Raw genomic sequence first — 16,875 nt, forward strand, 5'->3', positions numbered from 1 at the left:
GGTTCAGTTTTTAGCTTGGTTATCGCTTTTTCCATTGTAGCTTAAAGCCGTCCTAAAAGGACGGGGTTTTAACCCAAATTTTCGATAAATCTAATGGCATTATCTGACCTGAAAAAAGAGGGTCTGTAGGCAGGCACAGATTCCCATTATACATATAAGTATATGTCAAGTTTCGGGATTTGTCAAGGGTTTTGACAGTAGAAAGGGAGAAAACTTTTAGCAATACACTTGTTCTAACATAGCGGCAGTGAGAGATTTTTGGCCGTGATAATAGAGACGACGATTGAGACAACCGATCGATTTAACATAGGTAGATAGGGTTCCCAGATCATGGGAAATAATTAAAATAGTCATCCACTCATTCAATTCTTGCAACAGGGAAAAAATACTAGCACGCATTTGGGGATCGACACTGGCAGTGGGTTCATCTAAAATCAAGAGACGGGGTTCTACCGCTAAAGCGCGAGCGATATAAACCCGTTGGCGCTGTCCTCCCGAAAGTTCGGCAATCGACCTTTTTTTCAAGGCCAACATTCCCACACTATCTAAAGCTTTATCTACCCTTACCTCATCTTTTTTACTATAGCCTTGCCAGAGTTTTTTGCTGCTCAATCTCCCCATTTTCACCACCTCACCCACAGTGATGGGAAATGAGCGATCGCATTCGACAAACTGAGGCACATAACCGACTAATTCCCGACCTTTTTGGACACTTTGCCCCAAAATACTGACTTCTCCACGCCAAGGTTTAATTAATCCCAGTAAAACCTTGAGGAGGGTAGTTTTTCCTCCTCCATTCGGGCCGATAATTCCCAGAAAATCCAATTCCTGAATGGTTAAATTAATATCTTCGAGGATGGGTTCCTGTTCGTAGCCGGCCCAGAGATTACTAATGGTAATGATCGTTGACATATACAAGCAATTACTGATTTAAAACTGTGGCCATTTTTTGGGAAACTTGTCGCAGGTTTTCACTCCAATTTTGAGCAAAGGCACTGATAGGGATTACCTGTCCCCCAATTTCCCTAGCAATAGTTTCGGCAGTTTTCTGGCTAAATTCCGGTTGAGTAAAAATAACTTTAATATTCTCTTTTTTTGCCTGTTTGATTAGTTGACTTAACTGGGCAGCACTCGGTTCATTGCCGTCGATTTCGATCGCAATCATCTCTAAACCGTAATCTTGGGCAAAATAGCCCCATTCGGGATGAAACACCATAAATTTTTGGTTTTTGATCCCTGCCAAGTTTTGCCGAATTTCTTGATCTAATGCGTCTAATTCCTGACGGAATTTTTCCAAGTTAGCCCGATAGATAGCTTCCTGATCGGGATCGAGTTGTGCTAGGGTTTGATAAATAGTCTCTGCTTGTGCTTTGACTCGTTTTGGTGATAACCAAATATGGGGATCTAGGGTGTTTTTTCCAGCTTGATGTTTTTCTTCCTTGCTGTGATCATGATCGTGATTATGTTCTGCTGTCAAAGGGATTTTATCTACTCCTTGACTGGTATCGACGATTAACATCTGTTGGTTAACACTGTTTAAGCGATCTTTCCAAGCATCTTCTAAGGATACACCGATTTTAAAGTAGGCTTGGGATTGGGCTGTGGTTTTTAATTGTTCCGGTTTTGGTTCATAGGTGTGGGGATCTGTCCCGGGTTGAATCATGGTATTGACACTGACTCTATCACCGCCGATGCGTTTGACAAAATATTCCTGCGGTACGATGCTGACTGTCACCTGTAAGGGTGTCGTTGTTTCCTTTTCCTTGACCGAGGGACCACTACAAGCTGTTAAGCTGCCTATAGTCATTGTTAAAGCGATCGCTGTTAACTGGAAATTTTTACCCATCGGATTAACTGAGTCTGATTATGATTCTCATCTTATCACAGTCGGTGAGAATCGTTATCATTCTGAAAATATATCGGTATAGATGTACTGGGTTTTCGTCCTTCGATCTTTCGCTCCCAATTAAAAAATTTTTTCTTGCTAACTAACGCTTGACATGATATTATATAGATAATGGAAAATCCGTGCGCCTGCGACCCCCCTCTGGTCAAGTCAAATAAAGCCCAAAAAAATTAGCCCCAAAAAGTAGTCGGTGAACTGAAAACTCACAACTGATAACTGATAAGCTGTTGACTAAGTAGGGAAGCACAATTATTTGTCGGATGGGTTAGCGCACGTCGTAATCCTTGGGGGTGTTGGGTTTCATGCTTCAACCCAACCTACGTTCGTCTTATATTTAATTCCACCCACCCACTTATCTAAATTACTCGTTAAGACTGCACCGGAGTGCCAGAGTTGGGAGAGGAAGCCTGAGCATTTGTACTAAAAATCCCCATAGGCAGTTTAAATTCAGTAGAGCTTAACTAGGGTTTGCTGAATAAATCTAAAAACCTTATCCAACAAGGTTTTTAGACTTTTTTTCCCTCAAAAAGTGCCGACCCTTGGAGTGATTGGACCTGAAAATGGGTAAAACCCCACACCCCACACCCCAACCCCCAACCCCCAACCCCCACCGAAAAACTTTTTCAGCAGACCCTAACTAAAAACCGAGAGCCGATCACTAAAAAATGACTTTTGCCTCCGTTGTTCGCAACATTGAAAAATCGCCTCTAACTGCCGAACTTATCCAAAAACTGGAGAAAAATGGCAATTTAACCCTAACTGGCCTTGCCCGCTTACCGAAAGGATTAATAAGCACAGCTTTTGCCCGTTGTCAAGGAAAAAATCTTTTAATTATCTGTGCCAATCTAGAAGAAGCGGCACGTTGGGCAGCCCAATTAGAAGCGATGACGTGGAAAGGTGTTTTCTTTTATCCCACCTCGGAAGCTTGCCCCTACGAGACATTTAATCGGGAATCCGAGATGATTTGGGGACAGATGCAGGTATTATCGGCAATCAGTCATCAAGATGCCGGAATTGCGATCGTTACCACCGAAAAGGCCCTGCAGCCCCATTTACCCCCTAGGGAGGTTTTCGAGAAATATAGCGATAATTTTGAGATAGGAACGATTATAGAAGCCAAAAACCTCGATCTAACCCTAGCTAGATTAGGATATCAACGGGTTTCACTGGTAGAAACCGAAGGGCAATGGAGTCGTCGCGGCGATATCGTTGATATTTTCCCAGTTTCGGCAGAATTACCAGTCAGGTTAGAATTTTTCGGCGATGAATTGGAAAAATTGCGAGAATTTGACCCTGCAACCCAAAGATCGCTGGATTCTATCCCCAATCTGCTTCTTACTCCCACTAGCTTCGCGGCGATGATTGCCCCTTCTCTCCCCCCGACAGTGGCCGATTATCTAGGGGCTGAAGATCGAGAAAAATTGGCTAATGGCATTTATCCAGAGGGAATTGAGCGATTTTTAGGCTTGGCCTTCCGTCAAGCTGCTTCTTTATTGGATTATCTCCCCGAAAATACTCTTATTGCCTTTGATGAACTGGAAAGCTGTCAAGCTAGAAGCGAGCGCTGGATAGAATATATTGGGGAACGCTGGCAAGAGATAGAACCACCTTTACCGAAAATTCACCGTTCTTTTGGCGAATCTCTGGAAATATCGCCCAAATTTCCCCATCTCTACCTCTCGGAAATAGACGATCACCTGTCCGAAAATAGTCTTAATCTCTCCAGTCGTCCGATTCCCACCAATGCGGGGCAATTCGCCAAACTAGCGGAAATTTTACGGGGAAAAAGAGAGATTTATAGCGGTGTTAAAGTAAATAAGTATGCTACATGGTTAATATCTGCCCAACCCTCCCGCACAGTCTCGTTATTACAGGAACACGACTGCCCGGCCCAATTTATCCCCAATCCCCTTGATTTTGGGGCGATCGAGCGCTTAATAATTCAAAACACCGCTACAGCCCTAAAATACTCAGGATTAGCTGAATTAGAAGGTTTTATCCTACCCACTTATCGCATAGTCCTCGTTACCGATCGAGAGTTCTTCGGGCAACATCTTTTAAATACTGCCGGTTACGTCCGCAAACGTCGGCAAGCAGCCTCGGTACAGGTGGACGTGAATAAACTCCGTCCCCTCGATTTTGTAGTACATAAACACCATGGCATCGGACAGTTTATCAAACTAGAAAAGCAGGAAAGCATAATTAGCGGAGTAGTGCAAGGTCGAGATTATCTAGTTATTAAGTATGCCGATGGATTATTGCGGGTTCCTGCCGATTCTCTCGATAATCTCTCTCGTTATCGTCATACAGGTAGTCAAGCGCCTGAATTACATAAAATCTCTGGCAAAGCGTGGGAAGCGACGAAAGCCCGCGTTAGGAAGTCGGTTAAGAAGTTAGCGGTTGATTTAATCAATATTTACGCCCAACGCGCCCAAAAATCGGGTTTTGCCTATCCGATGGATAATCCCTGGCAGCGGGAGTTAGAGGATTCTTTTCCCTACCAACCCACTGCTGATCAACTGAAAGCGATACAGGATGTGAAACGGGATTTAGAAAGCGATCGCCCGATGGATCGATTAGTCTGTGGGGATGTGGGTTTTGGTAAGACAGAAGTGGCCATTCGTGCTATTTTTAAAGCTGTCACCACGGGTCATAAACAGGTGGCTTTATTAGCACCAACAACGATTTTAACCCAACAACATTATCACACCTTGAAAGAACGTTTTGCTCCCTATCCCATTAATGTGGGTTTATTAAATCGTTTTCGCACCAATTCCGAGAAAAAAGATATCGTCCAGCGCTTGAAAACGGGGGAATTGGATATAGTGGTGGGGACGCAGTTGTTATTGAGTAAAGCGGTGGAGTTTAAAGATTTAGGATTATTGGTAATTGATGAAGAACAGCGTTTTGGGGTCAATCAAAAGGAAAAAATTAAGGCTTTTAAAAGTAATATTGATGTGTTAACTTTGAGTGCGACACCGATTCCCCGGACTCTTTATATGTCCCTTTCTGGGGTACGAGAAATGAGTTTAATTACCACACCTCCCCCCTCTCGTCGTCCCATCCAAACCCACCTTTCTAGTTATAATTCTGATGTGATTAGAACGGCAATTCGCAATGAATTGGATCGGGGAGGACAGATTTTTTATGTAGTACCCAGAATCGAGGGAATTGAAGAAAAAGCGGCAGCAATTCAAGGGATGATTCCGGGTGCTAGAATTGCCATCGGCCACGGTCGTATGGATGAGTCCGAATTAGAGACCACCATGTTAGCATTTAATAATGGGGAAGCGGATATCTTAGTCTGTACGACTATTGTGGAGTCAGGGTTAGATATTCCCAGAGTTAACACGATTATCATTGAAGATGCCCAAAAATTCGGTTTAGCGCAACTCTATCAACTGCGGGGACGGGTGGGGCGATCGGGAGTACAAGCGCACGCTTGGTTACTTTATCCGGCCAAGGGAGAACTAACAGAAACCGCTCGGGAAAGATTAAAGGCAATTCAAGAATTTACCCAGTTAGGATCGGGGTATCAATTAGCGACTAGGGATCTGGAAATTCGCGGTGCGGGTAACTTATTGGGTGCGGAACAATCGGGACAAATGGAAGCGATCGGTTTTGATCTATATATGGAAATGTTACAGGAAGCTTTGCGGGAAATTCAAGGTCAAGAAATTCCTCAAGTGGAGGATACCCAAATCGATCTGAAATTGACGGCATTTATTCCTAATGATTATATATCAGATCTGGAGCAGAAAATGGATGTCTATCGGGCGATTGCTACTGCCAATTCTCAGAAAAATTTAGGACAAATTGCCGCCGATTTAGTCGATAGATACGGGGCAATTCCTGCACCGGTGGCACAATTATTTAAGGTAATCGAGTTAAAACATCTGGCTAAATCCCTCGGTTTTTCGCGCATTAAACCCGATGGAAAACAGCATATTATCCTAGAAACTCCCATGGAGGAACCAGCTTGGAAATTATTAGAAGAACACCTACCTCAACATATACGATCACGCTTTGTTTATAGTCCCAAACAGGTGACGGTTAGGGGTCTAGGATTGGTAAAACCGCAACAGCAGTTAGATAGTTTATTGGAGTGGTTAGCTAAGTGTAAAGATGGCCTACCGACGGGAATTAGACTAAATCCTGTTTAAAAGGTATAAGAGAGTGGGAATTATGAATTATCAATTATGAATTATGAAGTGGGGAGCGGGAATTATCAATTATCAATTATCAATTATGAAGTGGGGAGTGGGAATTATCAATTATAAATTATCAATTATGAAGTGGGGAGTGGGGGAGAAGATAAAAAGCACCTCATAGATATGAGGTGCTTTGGGGACGGAGAGAGAGGGATTCGAACCCTCGTTAAAGTTACCCCTAAACAGCATTTCCAGTGCTGCGCCTTCAACCGCTCGGCCATCTCTCCAATTAAGGTCACGATCATCAATCCTACAGCAAATGCTGCCGATCTGTCAAATTATTTTTCTTTTTCCGACGATGACCGCTCAGGTTATACTTCATCTGGACGGGAAACGCTGTCAGTTAAGCAGACCCTAGATATTGATTTAAGATTGCGGCCGTAGCTAGACCAGTTTTTTGCCAACTAAACTCATTGGCTCGTTTTTTGCCTAGATGACTTAATTTTGAGTGTAATTGTCGATCTTGAGCGATAATTTTGAGGGCATCGGCTAGGGCCTCGACTCGATAGGGATCGATTAAAATTGCCGCTGTTGCCGTGACTTCGGGCAAAGATGACAAATTTGAGGTAATGACAGGTGTACCGCAGGCCATAGCCTCTAAAACGGGCAATCCGAAGCCTTCCCAGAGACTAGGGAAGACTAAAGCAGTGGCTTGAGTGATAACTTTGGGTAGGTGATCGTAGGGGATATAATCGAGAAATTTAATGCGATCGCTGACTGCTAATTCTTGCGCTTGTTGTTGTAAATTGGGGGTATAACGGCGATCAAAGCTGCCGGCAATCCAAAGATGATAATCTGTTAAATCTGGGGGCAGTTGGGCAAAAGCGGCGATTAAACGCGGTAAATTTTTATAGGGATTGGGACGACCGAGATAGAGAAAATAGGGATGCTCTGGCTTATTATCTTCAATAGGGCGAAAGTGATGATGATCGTAGGCTAGGGGAATAGAAGTAATTTTATCGGCGGGAATTTGATAATATTCAGTGATATCTTTGGCCGTTGCCTGAGAGTTACAGATAATATGTTTTGCCTGTTGTAATACCTGCGGCACATAATAACGGAAATAGTGGGTTAAAGGGGAGGTAAAACTGGGAAACCGCAGGGGAATTAAATCGTGTACCATGACGACAAAGCGACAGGGAGAATTTATCGGTGCTTCCGGGAGGGGAGAAAAGAGTAAATTGGCGTTTAATTGTCGGTAAATTGACGATAACCGAAACTGAGTCCAGAGTAAGCGTTTTAAATGACCTTTCGCTCCTCGATCGGGGGTGAGATTCTTGGGGATAGAATAACAGTTAAAGTCGGGATAACTATTAGTTGTTAGTAGGGTTGGTTCTAAATTTTTCAGGTAGGGTAAGAGGTTAAGAATGTAGGTACTGATTCCCGTGGGTTGGGGAAAAAGTACCGAGAGATTAATTAATAAGTTATGCTGTGTATTCACTAATTACCCTGTTGATATTTGCTGAGAATTTCTGAGATATATTGGTAGCCTTCCAGTCCAATAGATTTAATCAGGGAGGAACGTTCCTGACTGAAATTCTGCTCAAAAGCTGCGATATTTTTGCCGCGAATAACCGTTAATAGACTAGCAGCTTGTCGCCATTCTACTGCACCGATTTCGTGTAGCCAATACATTCCTAGAGAACCCATATAAATTGCCTGTTCAAAATTCTTGTCTTGATAGTAAGCTTCGCCTAAATAAGTTAGTAATAAACCTTGCAGATATACATCTCCGTAGTATTTGGCCGATTCCAATCCTTGCAGGAGAATATTAATCGCTTCTTGGGGTCTTTCGAGGATAAGATATGCTAGACCTAAACTGCTACAACAAAGGGATTTACTCTGCCAATCTTGGAGACTTTCCGCTAACTTTAATCCCTGCTGTAAATACTCGATCGAACTTTGATAAATTTCGGGATCATATCTCTCTAACTGTTGCGCTTCCTGTACCTGACTATAACCCAAATTAGCTAAAGCGTTAGCCTGTCCTAAACTATTACCCTGTTGACGACTTAAAATTAAAGCTCTCTGACTTAAATTAATTGCTTCTGCATAGTTTTTCTGGATAGCATTGAGACGGGATAAATGGTTTAAATTAGCTATTTCACAAGCAGAATCCTGTTGTTGACGAGCAATTTCTAAAGCTTGTTGATGACATTCTTTGGCCTGTCGATAGTCGCCACGAATGCGATTAGAATAGGCAATTAAAGTTAAAATTCTCGCCTTTTCTCCCGTGCCTTCCACATAACGCAGAGGAATTGATAAATAGTCTAACGCATCCTTGAGATAACTGCCAGAAAAGGAGGCAAAAATTCCTCCGTATAAAGGAAAATAGTCCCGTTGAGCAAAGGTTCTCAGAATTTGTAAAGCCATTTGAAAACAGCCGCGACTATAGAGGGAATTTTTACTAACTTGCTCGAAACTATTGGTTAACAGCGACCAAATTAAAGCGAAGGTGAGAAAGGTAGAAATGGATAATTTGGCTCCTAATTTTTCGCTATAGATGCGCTGATCAAAAAAGTTAATTAGTCCTCTTTGGATATATTGAAAAACAATAGCAGTTTCTACCCAATCGGTTAAAGTTAAATCTTGAGTGAGAGGATCAAAAGCTTGTTGATTAGCTAAACTTTCTAAGACTCGTTTTAACCAAGAGGGATTAACTTTACTTGCCCAAATTTGCCAGGGTGTCACTCGCTCATTATCATTAGTAAAACCAAGATTGCGATTTTGTTCGTAGAGCCAACTGGTGAGATAACTTGATAAATTTGACCAAGTATTTAACCCCAAATTAATCCCTGTGGCAATTTGCCATAAATCCGCTTCTCCCCGTTGCTGAGAAATTGTCTGTAAATTCTTGGCTAACTGTTGCAATTGTTCTAGGGTTAAAGCATTATTTTGATTGGGATCAATTAAATTTACTAAAGTCAGTAAACGATCCTCTCGATCGATTTTCACCAGATTATCGATCGCCGCTGCAGTGAGAGAATTTTGCTGATTGTTTTTTTGATATTTTTCCCATTCACTTTCGATTGTTTCCAAGGCCCGCAAAACCCTAGTCGCTTTAATTTTTGTTTCTAACTGTGAGCGAGTAAGGATCATTTTTTCTGTTAAACAACGCTCAAAAATTTCTCCTGTGCCATTTTTTAGTCCCTCGGCTAAAAGGTTATAAACCTGTGATTTAGCCCTAATTTTTCCTTCTAAAGTTAGATTGACAATGCGATCAATTAGTGCATTATAAGTTTCGTTGAAGTTATCTCTATTGTCTGTCATAGGGGGTTTTTCAGTTATCAGTAAACAGTAATCAGTAATCAGTAATTAGGGAGCGGTAAACAGTAAACAGTAATCAGTGAACCGAAAACTCACATCTGATAACTGATCACTGAGCACCGATAAGGCTGATATTTGGGGGAATTGTCTAGAAATCATGACAAAATTTTTTAATGGTAGAGCAGGCAAGAGATAAGATAATCTATGTATAGAATTTAACAAAAAATCTGGTTAACGGACATTGATCAAGTCGATAGCACAGTGTCAAACGAGTTCTTTTCCCGCTCAGGTATGGCAATTAGATCACGGCTTAACCGTAATTCATCAGTATTTACCCGTGACTCCTGTGGTGGTGGTGGATGTGTGGGTGAAAGCAGGTGCGATCGCTGAACCCGATTTATGGTTAGGTATGGCCCATTTTCTCGAACACATGATCTTTAAGGGGACGAAAAAACTTCCCCCCGGACTCTTTGACTATTTAATCGAAAATTGTGGCGGAATGACCAACGCTGCCACCAGTCACGATTATGCACACTTCTATCTCACCAGCAGTGTGGATCAAATTGAACATACCTTACCCCATCTGGCAGAAATTCTCCTCCATGCTGAGATTGACGACGAGGAATTCTATCGGGAAAAAGATGTAGTTTTAGAAGAATTACGGGCCTGTTATGATGATCCCGATTGGATTGCCTACCAAACCCTCTGCGGAAGTATCTATCAAAACCATCCCTACGGACGCTCTATTCTAGGCGATCAACCCTGTTTAGAGCAATTAACCCCCAATCAAATGCGCTGTTTCCATCGCACCTATTATCAACCGGAAAATATGTGTGTGGCGATTATCGGGGGAATTGAACCCCAACCAGCTTTAGAAATTATCCGGCAATCTTTTCGGGAATTTCCCGTCCCCTCGGAATCTCCTGCGAATCTAGTGGCTGCCGAACCCCCCCTGATCGAAATTCGTCGTTCCCAAGTATATTTACCCCACCTAGAACATTCTCGTCTCTTGATGGGATGGATGGGACCAGGATGCGAGCGCCTAGAAGATGCCTTTGGATTAGACTTGATTTCTGTAATTCTTGCCGGGGGACGCTGTTCGCGGTTAGTGCGACAGCTGCGGGAAGAAGCGCAAATCGTCCTCGATATTAACAGTAATTTTTCCCTGCAACGAGATTCCAGTCTCTTTACCATCGGTGCTTGCCTATCTAGCTCACAAACCGCCGCAATTGAAGCTATTATCTGTGAACATATCCAACATCTGCACGATGATCCCGTCACCCCCGAAGAATTACACCGCACTCAACAGTTATTAACTAACGATTATATTTTCTCCACAGAAACCCCGGCCCAATTAGCAGGACTCTATGGATATTATCAAACCCTGAGAGCTGCCGACCTAGCAACGATCTATCCCCAAGTTATCCAAAGTTTGCAACCGTCAGATCTACAGCGTCTCGCTCGTCAGTATCTCTCCCCGGAGCGATATGCTATTACAGTAATGCAACCCTGTGAATAAACGATGTCCGCTTCTCCCATTCACCGCTTAATCTTAGAAAATGGCATCACCCTTTTAGTGATGGAAAATACGGCCGTGGAGTTGGTTGCTGGGAGGATTTTCCTCAAAAATGCGGGTACTCGTTGGGAAAAACCCGAAAAAGCGGGTTTATTTCGTCTTTTAGCAGTGCTGCTCACCAAAGGTACAGAAAAGTTATCTTCCCTAGAAATTGCCGATCGCGTTGAGTCCACGGGGGCCGGTTTAAGCGCGGACACGGGGACTGATTATTTTGTGGTTAGTTTAAAGACTGTTACCAAGGATTTTTTAGATATATTGCGTCTAGCGGCGGAAATTATTCGTTTTCCCAGTTTTCCACCCCCAGAAATCGAATTAGAGAAAAATATCACCCGTCAAAGCATTCGCTCTCAATTGGAACAGCCTTTTAATGTCGCTTTTAATCAATTACGCGCAGCTATGTACCCCGATCATCCCTATGGTATGTCTTTATTGGGTACGGAGGCAACGGTTTCTCAATTGCAACGGGAGGATATGCAGGCCTATCATAGTCGCTTTTTCCGTCCCGATAACTTGGTGATTAGTCTTTCCGGTCGTATTACCCTAGAGGAAGCAGTAAAAGCAGTGACGGAAATTTTTGGCAGTTGGTCAATTCCCGATCTTCCTTTATCTAGTTTACCCCCGGCCGCTTTTGATTTTCAGCCTACCTGTTTAACTACCGTCCAAGCTAGTCAACAGGCGATCGTTATGTTAGGATACCCCGGGTCTTCTGTACAAGAGGATGATTATCCCGTTTTAAAATTATTGAGTACCTATCTGGGGAATGGGTTATCTAGTCGTTTATTCGTGGAATTGCGAGAAAAACGGGGATTAGCCTACGATGTTTCCTCTTTTTATCCCACCCGTCTCGATTCTTCCCAATTTGTCATCTATATGGGTACTGCACCCCAAAATACAGCGATCGCCGTGTCGGGATTGCGTCAGGAAGCAGAAAGGTTATATAAAGTAACTTTGAGTGAGGAGGAGTTACAGTCAGCTAAAAATAAGTTATTGGGTCAATATGCTCTCGGTAAACAAACTAACGCCGAAATCGCTCAATTATACGGTTGGTATGAAAGCTTAGGTTTGGGGATTGAATTTGATCGCACTTTCCTGGATTCTATTAATCGGATTACTCCTGAACAAGCGCGATCGGTAGCCAGTAAATATTTTCAAAATCCTTACATTTCTTTAGTCGGTCCAGAAAATGCGATCGCTGAAATTCTCTAGGAAGACCAAAAAGCGGCAACAAGAAAGTATTGCCGCTTTTATTTTCGATTAACTCCCCGGGTGGGATTCGAACCTACGACCAATCGGTTAACAGCCGACCGCTCTACCACTGAGCTACCGAGGAAAGTTACTCACAATTAATAATTATAATCATAAGTCCCTCAATAATGCAAGTGCTTTCTGGATTTTTTCTAAAAAAATTTCCGGTGCCGGTAGCGGTAGGCGGAGAATCAACTATTGTGGAGATAAGGACACCATTAAGTCTAGTCTATGCTTGCCCATCACCGCCGTCCCGTCTCCCTATGTCTGCTCTCGACAGATCTACCCATCCTCTCCACTTTAGAGACTGCCGCTACCCTCTACCAAAAGGATCGCCACCGGTTTCATCGAAAATTTGGGTCTGAAACCCCGTCGTTTTAGGTTGGCTTTAATGTTAAATACTAGCGCATTTACCAAATATATGCTAGAATGTGAGACATGGAAAAAGCCTATTGGTTTCGATTTTACCCAACACCCGAACAAGAGTCGCTATTGCGGCGCACTTTGGGCTGTGTAAGACAAGAAGAATTAGACTTTCTAAACGAAGTTAGTTGTGTACCTTTGCAACAAGGGTTAAGACATTTACAGGCGTTGCTGATTTGAGATATGAATCTTCTTTTGTGGGATTTTTAAAACCTAGACTCAAACTAACTTTTGGATACGATGCACAGTCGGCATTCATACCTTGATTCAGCAACGCCATAATTTGTATTCATGGATGCTCGCTTCATTTTCTGCCTAAGACTACGTTTGGTCGAAGTGCGATCGCTATCGCCGTAGGGTGCGTTCCCTAATGCAAGTCCTGCTACTCCAGAGATCGCTTTTGGGGAACGCACCATGCACATTGATTGCAGCTGTCAGTGGGATGCCGAAGAACGTAGTGCGATCGCCGTTATTTTCTTGATTAAACTTGAAAACTGCCATTGCTTGGGATAGGAACGCCAAGGGCGATCGCTTTTTGGGGATGAGGAGTGCGATCGCTTTTTGGGAATGAAGAGGGGCGATCTCTCTTTGTGAGTTGGAAAGTTGTCATTGATCGGCGATCGCGGATGTCATTATTGCCCAAGCAGAGTAAAATAAAAGTCTGTATTGAAAAAGGGGAAAGTAACAATGCCGCCAACAATGCAATTTAGTCAAATCTTAGAAATGATTGACTATCTCTCTTTTGATGAACAAGATGACTTGATCAATATTGTTAAACATCGGCAAATCGAAAAAAGACGAGAACAAATTGCTCAAAATATTTCTCAAGCTCGACAAGACTATCAAAATGGTAATGTTTTTCGAGGAGATGTTGATTCCATTATTGCCGAACTAAACAATGATTAACTTGGTTTTTAGCCAATCATTTAAACGCGCTTTCAAAACAAGGATTAAACGACAACCTGACTTAAAATCAAAAATAGAAGCCAAATTGAGACTACTCGCTAGTGTCTAAGCGCATGAGAGGAGCAAGGATTTTATCTCTAAGTAAAACTCCTGAATGTTGAATGAAAGTTATCTTTTTAGGAGGATTTTGATTTTGCTTAATCCAGTCAATAAGCTTTTCATAAAGAGTATCTTGTTGATCTATTTTAAGGTTTCCGTTGTTAATTGCTTCTCTGAAGTTGTCAATTTCTGTTTTTAAGTCGTTGGTAGATGATTGAAGGTTGTTTGTCGCTTTTCGATTTGATAGTAGAGAGCCTGCTATAAAGCCTAGAAGTGCTAAAACTATCGCACTTAATTTAGACTCCACCTCCTTAATACCCAACAAGTTTAGTATGGTAATTCCTAACGAAATAACAATGGTTGTGTATAGTTCAAGGTTTTCACCTTTTAATATATCTTTCCGTGCTTCTCTGAGATAACACCACATATCATTACCACCTTTGTAGTCTTTTGACTAAGTTCACAGTATTGTAGTCTAATTATTGCCGATCGAGAAGGGATCGGGAAGAGATCGCCAAAATAGTTTAAAAATCGGCCGAGAATTTCTAGGATAGAAGTAAAGACCATCCTTGCCTACTTTTTCCATGATCCTAGCCGCCGAAACTGGACTAAAAACCGCTACTCTAGACGTAAAAGGCATGAAATGCGCCGGCTGTGTGAGTGCCGTAGAACGACAACTCAGCCAAAATCAAGGGGTAAAATCGGCCCAAGTTAACCTAATCACGGAAATTGCCGTGATTGAATACCAACCAGATGCGATCGCACCAGAGCAATTAGCCGCAAAATTAACCGCAATCGGATTCCCCACCCAACCGCGCAGCTCATCGACTCCCCTTTCTCAACAAAATCAACGGCTGCAAAACCAACAAAAAGAACGGCAACAACAATTATACCGATTAGCGATCGCTTGTTGTTTACTGGTTTTTTCCCTGATTGGTCACTTACACCACATCGGGGGACCAGAAATCCCCATCTTTCAAAGTATTGCTTTTCACTGGACTTTAGCCACCCTAGCCATTTTATTCCCCGGCCGCGATATTTTCATCGATGGTTGGCGGGGATTACGGCACGGGATGCCAAATATGAACACTCTCGTTAGTTTAGGCACAGGTAGCGCCTATATAGCCAGTTGTTTGGCTCTTATCTTCCCTAATCTCGGTCTAGAGTGCTTTTTTGATGAACCGGTCATGCTGTTAGGTTTTATTCTCCTCGGACGGACTCTAGAAGCGCATTCCCGTCATCGCGCGGCCGCAGACCTAGAAGCGCTTACCTCCCTACAACCGGCAGTGGCTCACCTGATTGGTAGTACAGATGACCGTGTGGGCGTGGCGATTCCGGTGGAACAGCTGCGCGTCGGGGAATGGGTGCGCGTCTTACCTGGGGAAAAAATTCCCGTGGATGGGGAGATTATTCAGGGAAGAACCACGGTAGATGAAGCTTTGTTAACGGGGGAATCGCTGCCGGTGGTTAAGGAAATGGGAGATTTAGTCATTGCTGGCAGTTTCAATCTCTCTGGAGCGATCGCCGTGCAAACTCGTCAGGTGGGAACCGATACCACCCTAGCTAAGATTATCGCAGCCGTGGAATCAGCCCAAACTCGCAAGGCCCCAGTACAGAAGATAGCGGACCGGGTAGCGGGTTATTTTGCCTACGGAGTGATGATAATTGCCCTAATTGTGCTGCTCTTTTGGTATTTTTGGGGAACTAGGCTCTTTCCAGAGGTGTTAGGGTCAACCACAGGACACCACGAGCTGATTCAATCCACTTCTCCCCTACTTTTGTCCCTAAAATTAGCGATTTCTGTGCTTGTGGTCGCTTGTCCCTGCGCTCTCGGTTTAGCCACACCTACGGCCTTATTGGTGGGAACCAGTTTAGCAGCCGAACGGGGCATTTTAATTAAAGGGGGCGATGTTTTGGAAACCGTCTCGCGACTGCAAACGGTGGTTTTTGACAAAACGGGAACCCTTAGCCAAGGTCATCCAGAAATTACCGATTGTTTGAGTTTTTCTGAGCTTAATTCTCTGGAAATTCAACAATTAGCGGCAGTAGTGGAGAGTGGTACTAATCATCCTCTTGCTCGGGCGATTTTAGACGCGGTTACTCCTCCTACTAACCTGACGGGGGAAGATTTTCAAACTGTGGCCGGATTGGGAGTTTCTGCAAGGGTGCAGGGGTCGAAAATTGTTCTGGGAAATCGGCAATGGTTGGCGCAGAACGGCATTAAAATCGATGAAACTATCCCGGGCATTCAAGAGCTTTTACAAGCGGGTAAAACGGTGATTTATCTGGGTATGGAAGAACAATTACTCGGCGCGATCGCTTTTCAGGATCGATTGCGTCCTGATGCTCAAACAACCGTTAATCAGTTACAAAAACTCGGTTTAGAGGTGATTTTACTCAGTGGCGATCGCCAAGAAGTGGTGACAGCGATCGCTAATAGTTTGGGTATTAGTCAATTTTATGCCCAAGTTGCTCCCACCGAAAAATCGGCCTTAATTGCTGACTTACAGACAAAAGAAGGCAAAATCGTCGCTATGGTCGGGGATGGTATCAATGATGCTCCCGCACTAGCACAGGCTAACATCGGTATTGCTCTGGCTGGTGGGACGGAAGTGGCCATGGAAACGGCCGGGATCGTTTTAATTAGCGATCGCCTGGAGGATGTGGTGCAATCTCTGCATTTAAGTCTGGCCACATGGCAAAAAATCCGACAAAATCTTTTTTGGGCTTTGGGTTATAATACCCTTGCTATTCCCATTGCCGGTGGCTTATTACTACCCCATTGGGGTCTAGCTTTCAGTCCGGCCCTAGCAGCAGCTTTGATGGCTTTTAGTTCGGTTATGGTAGTGAGTAATTCCTTACTTTTACGTCGTCAATTTCCCCCGCTCAAATCGACGCAGGAAGGCAAAAAATAAAGCAATGCCGATTTTTTCTCAATAACTTTTGCAGTTTATTTAGATTGGAATGATTGATAAATCTGTCAAGCGCCAAGAAGATCATTTTTTCATCGTCGAAGATGATCAAAACAGAACCCAAATTCTCTTAACCGAGCGGGAATATTTACTGGGGAGAGCGCAGCATTAGACTATCTGAAGGAAAAGTTAGCCCTCCAGTTAAATCAAGGTGATAAGATGGTATTTTGTCCCCAAGTCTTCATCGAAAATTTTGGGTCTGAAACCCCGTCGTTCTACGACGGCTTTACCGTTAAATACTAGCGCATTTACCAAATATATGCTAAAATG

General features: G+C 43.2%; 11 protein-coding genes, 2 tRNA genes and 1 pseudogene. 6 read left to right on the forward strand and 8 right to left on the reverse strand.

What is annotated here, in order from left to right; all coding sequences use genetic code 11:
• Window positions 1-216: 216 nt before the first annotated feature.
• Both BGL89_RS18215 and BGL89_RS18220 read right to left on the reverse strand, forming a co-directional pair.
• Complete coding sequence (locus BGL89_RS18215; protein ID WP_158199701.1) at window positions 217-912, reverse strand: metal ABC transporter ATP-binding protein; 696 nt, start codon at window positions 910-912, stop codon at window positions 217-219.
• Between the two features lie 10 nt (window positions 913-922).
• Window positions 923-1,846 carry a metal ABC transporter solute-binding protein, Zn/Mn family gene (locus tag BGL89_RS18220; protein WP_286826949.1) on the reverse strand — a complete coding sequence of 308 codons (924 nt, stop codon included), beginning with the start codon at window positions 1,844-1,846 and terminating at the stop codon, window positions 923-925.
• A gap of 725 nt (window positions 1,847-2,571) precedes the next feature.
• Here BGL89_RS18220 and mfd point away from each other — a divergent pair.
• Complete coding sequence (gene mfd, locus BGL89_RS18225) at window positions 2,572-6,069, forward strand: transcription-repair coupling factor (RefSeq protein ID WP_286826950.1); 3,498 nt, start codon at window positions 2,572-2,574, stop codon at window positions 6,067-6,069.
• Window positions 6,070-6,257: 188 nt separating this feature from the next.
• Here mfd and BGL89_RS18230 read toward each other — a convergent pair.
• The 3 genes from BGL89_RS18230 to BGL89_RS18240 all read right to left on the reverse strand — a co-directional run bounded on the left by BGL89_RS18230 (window position 6,258) and on the right by BGL89_RS18240 (window position 9,387).
• Window positions 6,258-6,344: transfer RNA gene (locus tag BGL89_RS18230), tRNA-Ser, on the reverse strand.
• A 116-nt stretch (window positions 6,345-6,460) separates the two neighbouring features.
• Entirely contained in the window at window positions 6,461-7,558 is a 1,098-nt protein-coding gene (locus BGL89_RS18235) for a glycosyltransferase family 4 protein (protein ID WP_286826951.1), read from the reverse strand.
• Window positions 7,558-9,387, reverse strand: a complete 1,830-nt coding sequence (locus tag BGL89_RS18240; protein WP_286826952.1) for a tetratricopeptide repeat protein — start codon at window positions 9,385-9,387, stop codon at window positions 7,558-7,560. The genes BGL89_RS18235 and BGL89_RS18240 overlap by 1 nt, the downstream gene beginning before the upstream one ends.
• A gap of 238 nt (window positions 9,388-9,625) precedes the next feature.
• Here BGL89_RS18240 and BGL89_RS18245 point away from each other — a divergent pair, with 238 nt between their 5' ends.
• Both BGL89_RS18245 and BGL89_RS18250 read left to right on the forward strand, forming a co-directional pair.
• On the forward strand, window positions 9,626-10,903 hold the full coding sequence (locus BGL89_RS18245) for a M16 family metallopeptidase (protein ID WP_286826953.1): 1,278 nt from the start codon (window positions 9,626-9,628) through the stop codon (window positions 10,901-10,903).
• Between the two features lie 3 nt (window positions 10,904-10,906).
• Window positions 10,907-12,166 carry a M16 family metallopeptidase gene (locus tag BGL89_RS18250; protein ID WP_286826954.1) on the forward strand — a complete coding sequence of 420 codons (1,260 nt, stop codon included), beginning with the start codon at window positions 10,907-10,909 and terminating at the stop codon, window positions 12,164-12,166.
• Window positions 12,167-12,218: 52 nt separating this feature from the next.
• On the opposite strand, the gene BGL89_RS18255 is transcribed toward BGL89_RS18250, so the two are convergent.
• Window positions 12,219-12,290, reverse strand: a tRNA-Asn gene (locus BGL89_RS18255).
• A 353-nt stretch (window positions 12,291-12,643) separates the two neighbouring features.
• On the opposite strand from BGL89_RS18255, the pseudogene BGL89_RS18260 reads away from it, so the two are divergent.
• A pseudogene (locus tag BGL89_RS18260) lies at window positions 12,644-12,793 on the forward strand (helix-turn-helix domain-containing protein); the annotation flags it as partial.
• Between the two features lie 316 nt (window positions 12,794-13,109).
• Here BGL89_RS18260 and BGL89_RS18265 read toward each other — a convergent pair.
• Window positions 13,110-13,238 carry a hypothetical protein gene (locus tag BGL89_RS18265; RefSeq protein WP_286826955.1) on the reverse strand — a complete coding sequence of 43 codons (129 nt, stop codon included), beginning with the start codon at window positions 13,236-13,238 and terminating at the stop codon, window positions 13,110-13,112.
• Window positions 13,239-13,315: 77 nt separating this feature from the next.
• Here BGL89_RS18265 and BGL89_RS18270 point away from each other — a divergent pair, with 77 nt between their 5' ends.
• On the forward strand, window positions 13,316-13,534 hold the full coding sequence (locus BGL89_RS18270; protein WP_002757428.1) for a hypothetical protein: 219 nt from the start codon (window positions 13,316-13,318) through the stop codon (window positions 13,532-13,534).
• Window positions 13,535-13,625: 91 nt separating this feature from the next.
• On the opposite strand, the gene BGL89_RS18280 is transcribed toward BGL89_RS18270, so the two are convergent.
• Window positions 13,626-14,060 (reverse strand): hypothetical protein, encoded by a 435-nt coding sequence (locus BGL89_RS18280; protein ID WP_286826956.1) that lies wholly within the window; start codon window positions 14,058-14,060, stop codon window positions 13,626-13,628.
• Between the two features lie 157 nt (window positions 14,061-14,217).
• Here BGL89_RS18280 and BGL89_RS18285 point away from each other — a divergent pair, with 157 nt between their 5' ends.
• Window positions 14,218-16,548 (forward strand): heavy metal translocating P-type ATPase, encoded by a 2,331-nt coding sequence (locus tag BGL89_RS18285; protein WP_286826957.1) that lies wholly within the window; start codon window positions 14,218-14,220, stop codon window positions 16,546-16,548.
• Window positions 16,549-16,875 lie beyond the last annotated feature (327 nt).

It is taken from the genome of Microcystis sp. LSC13-02 (assembly GCA_002282935.1).
Lineage (GTDB): Bacteria > Cyanobacteriota > Cyanobacteriia > Cyanobacteriales > Microcystaceae > Microcystis.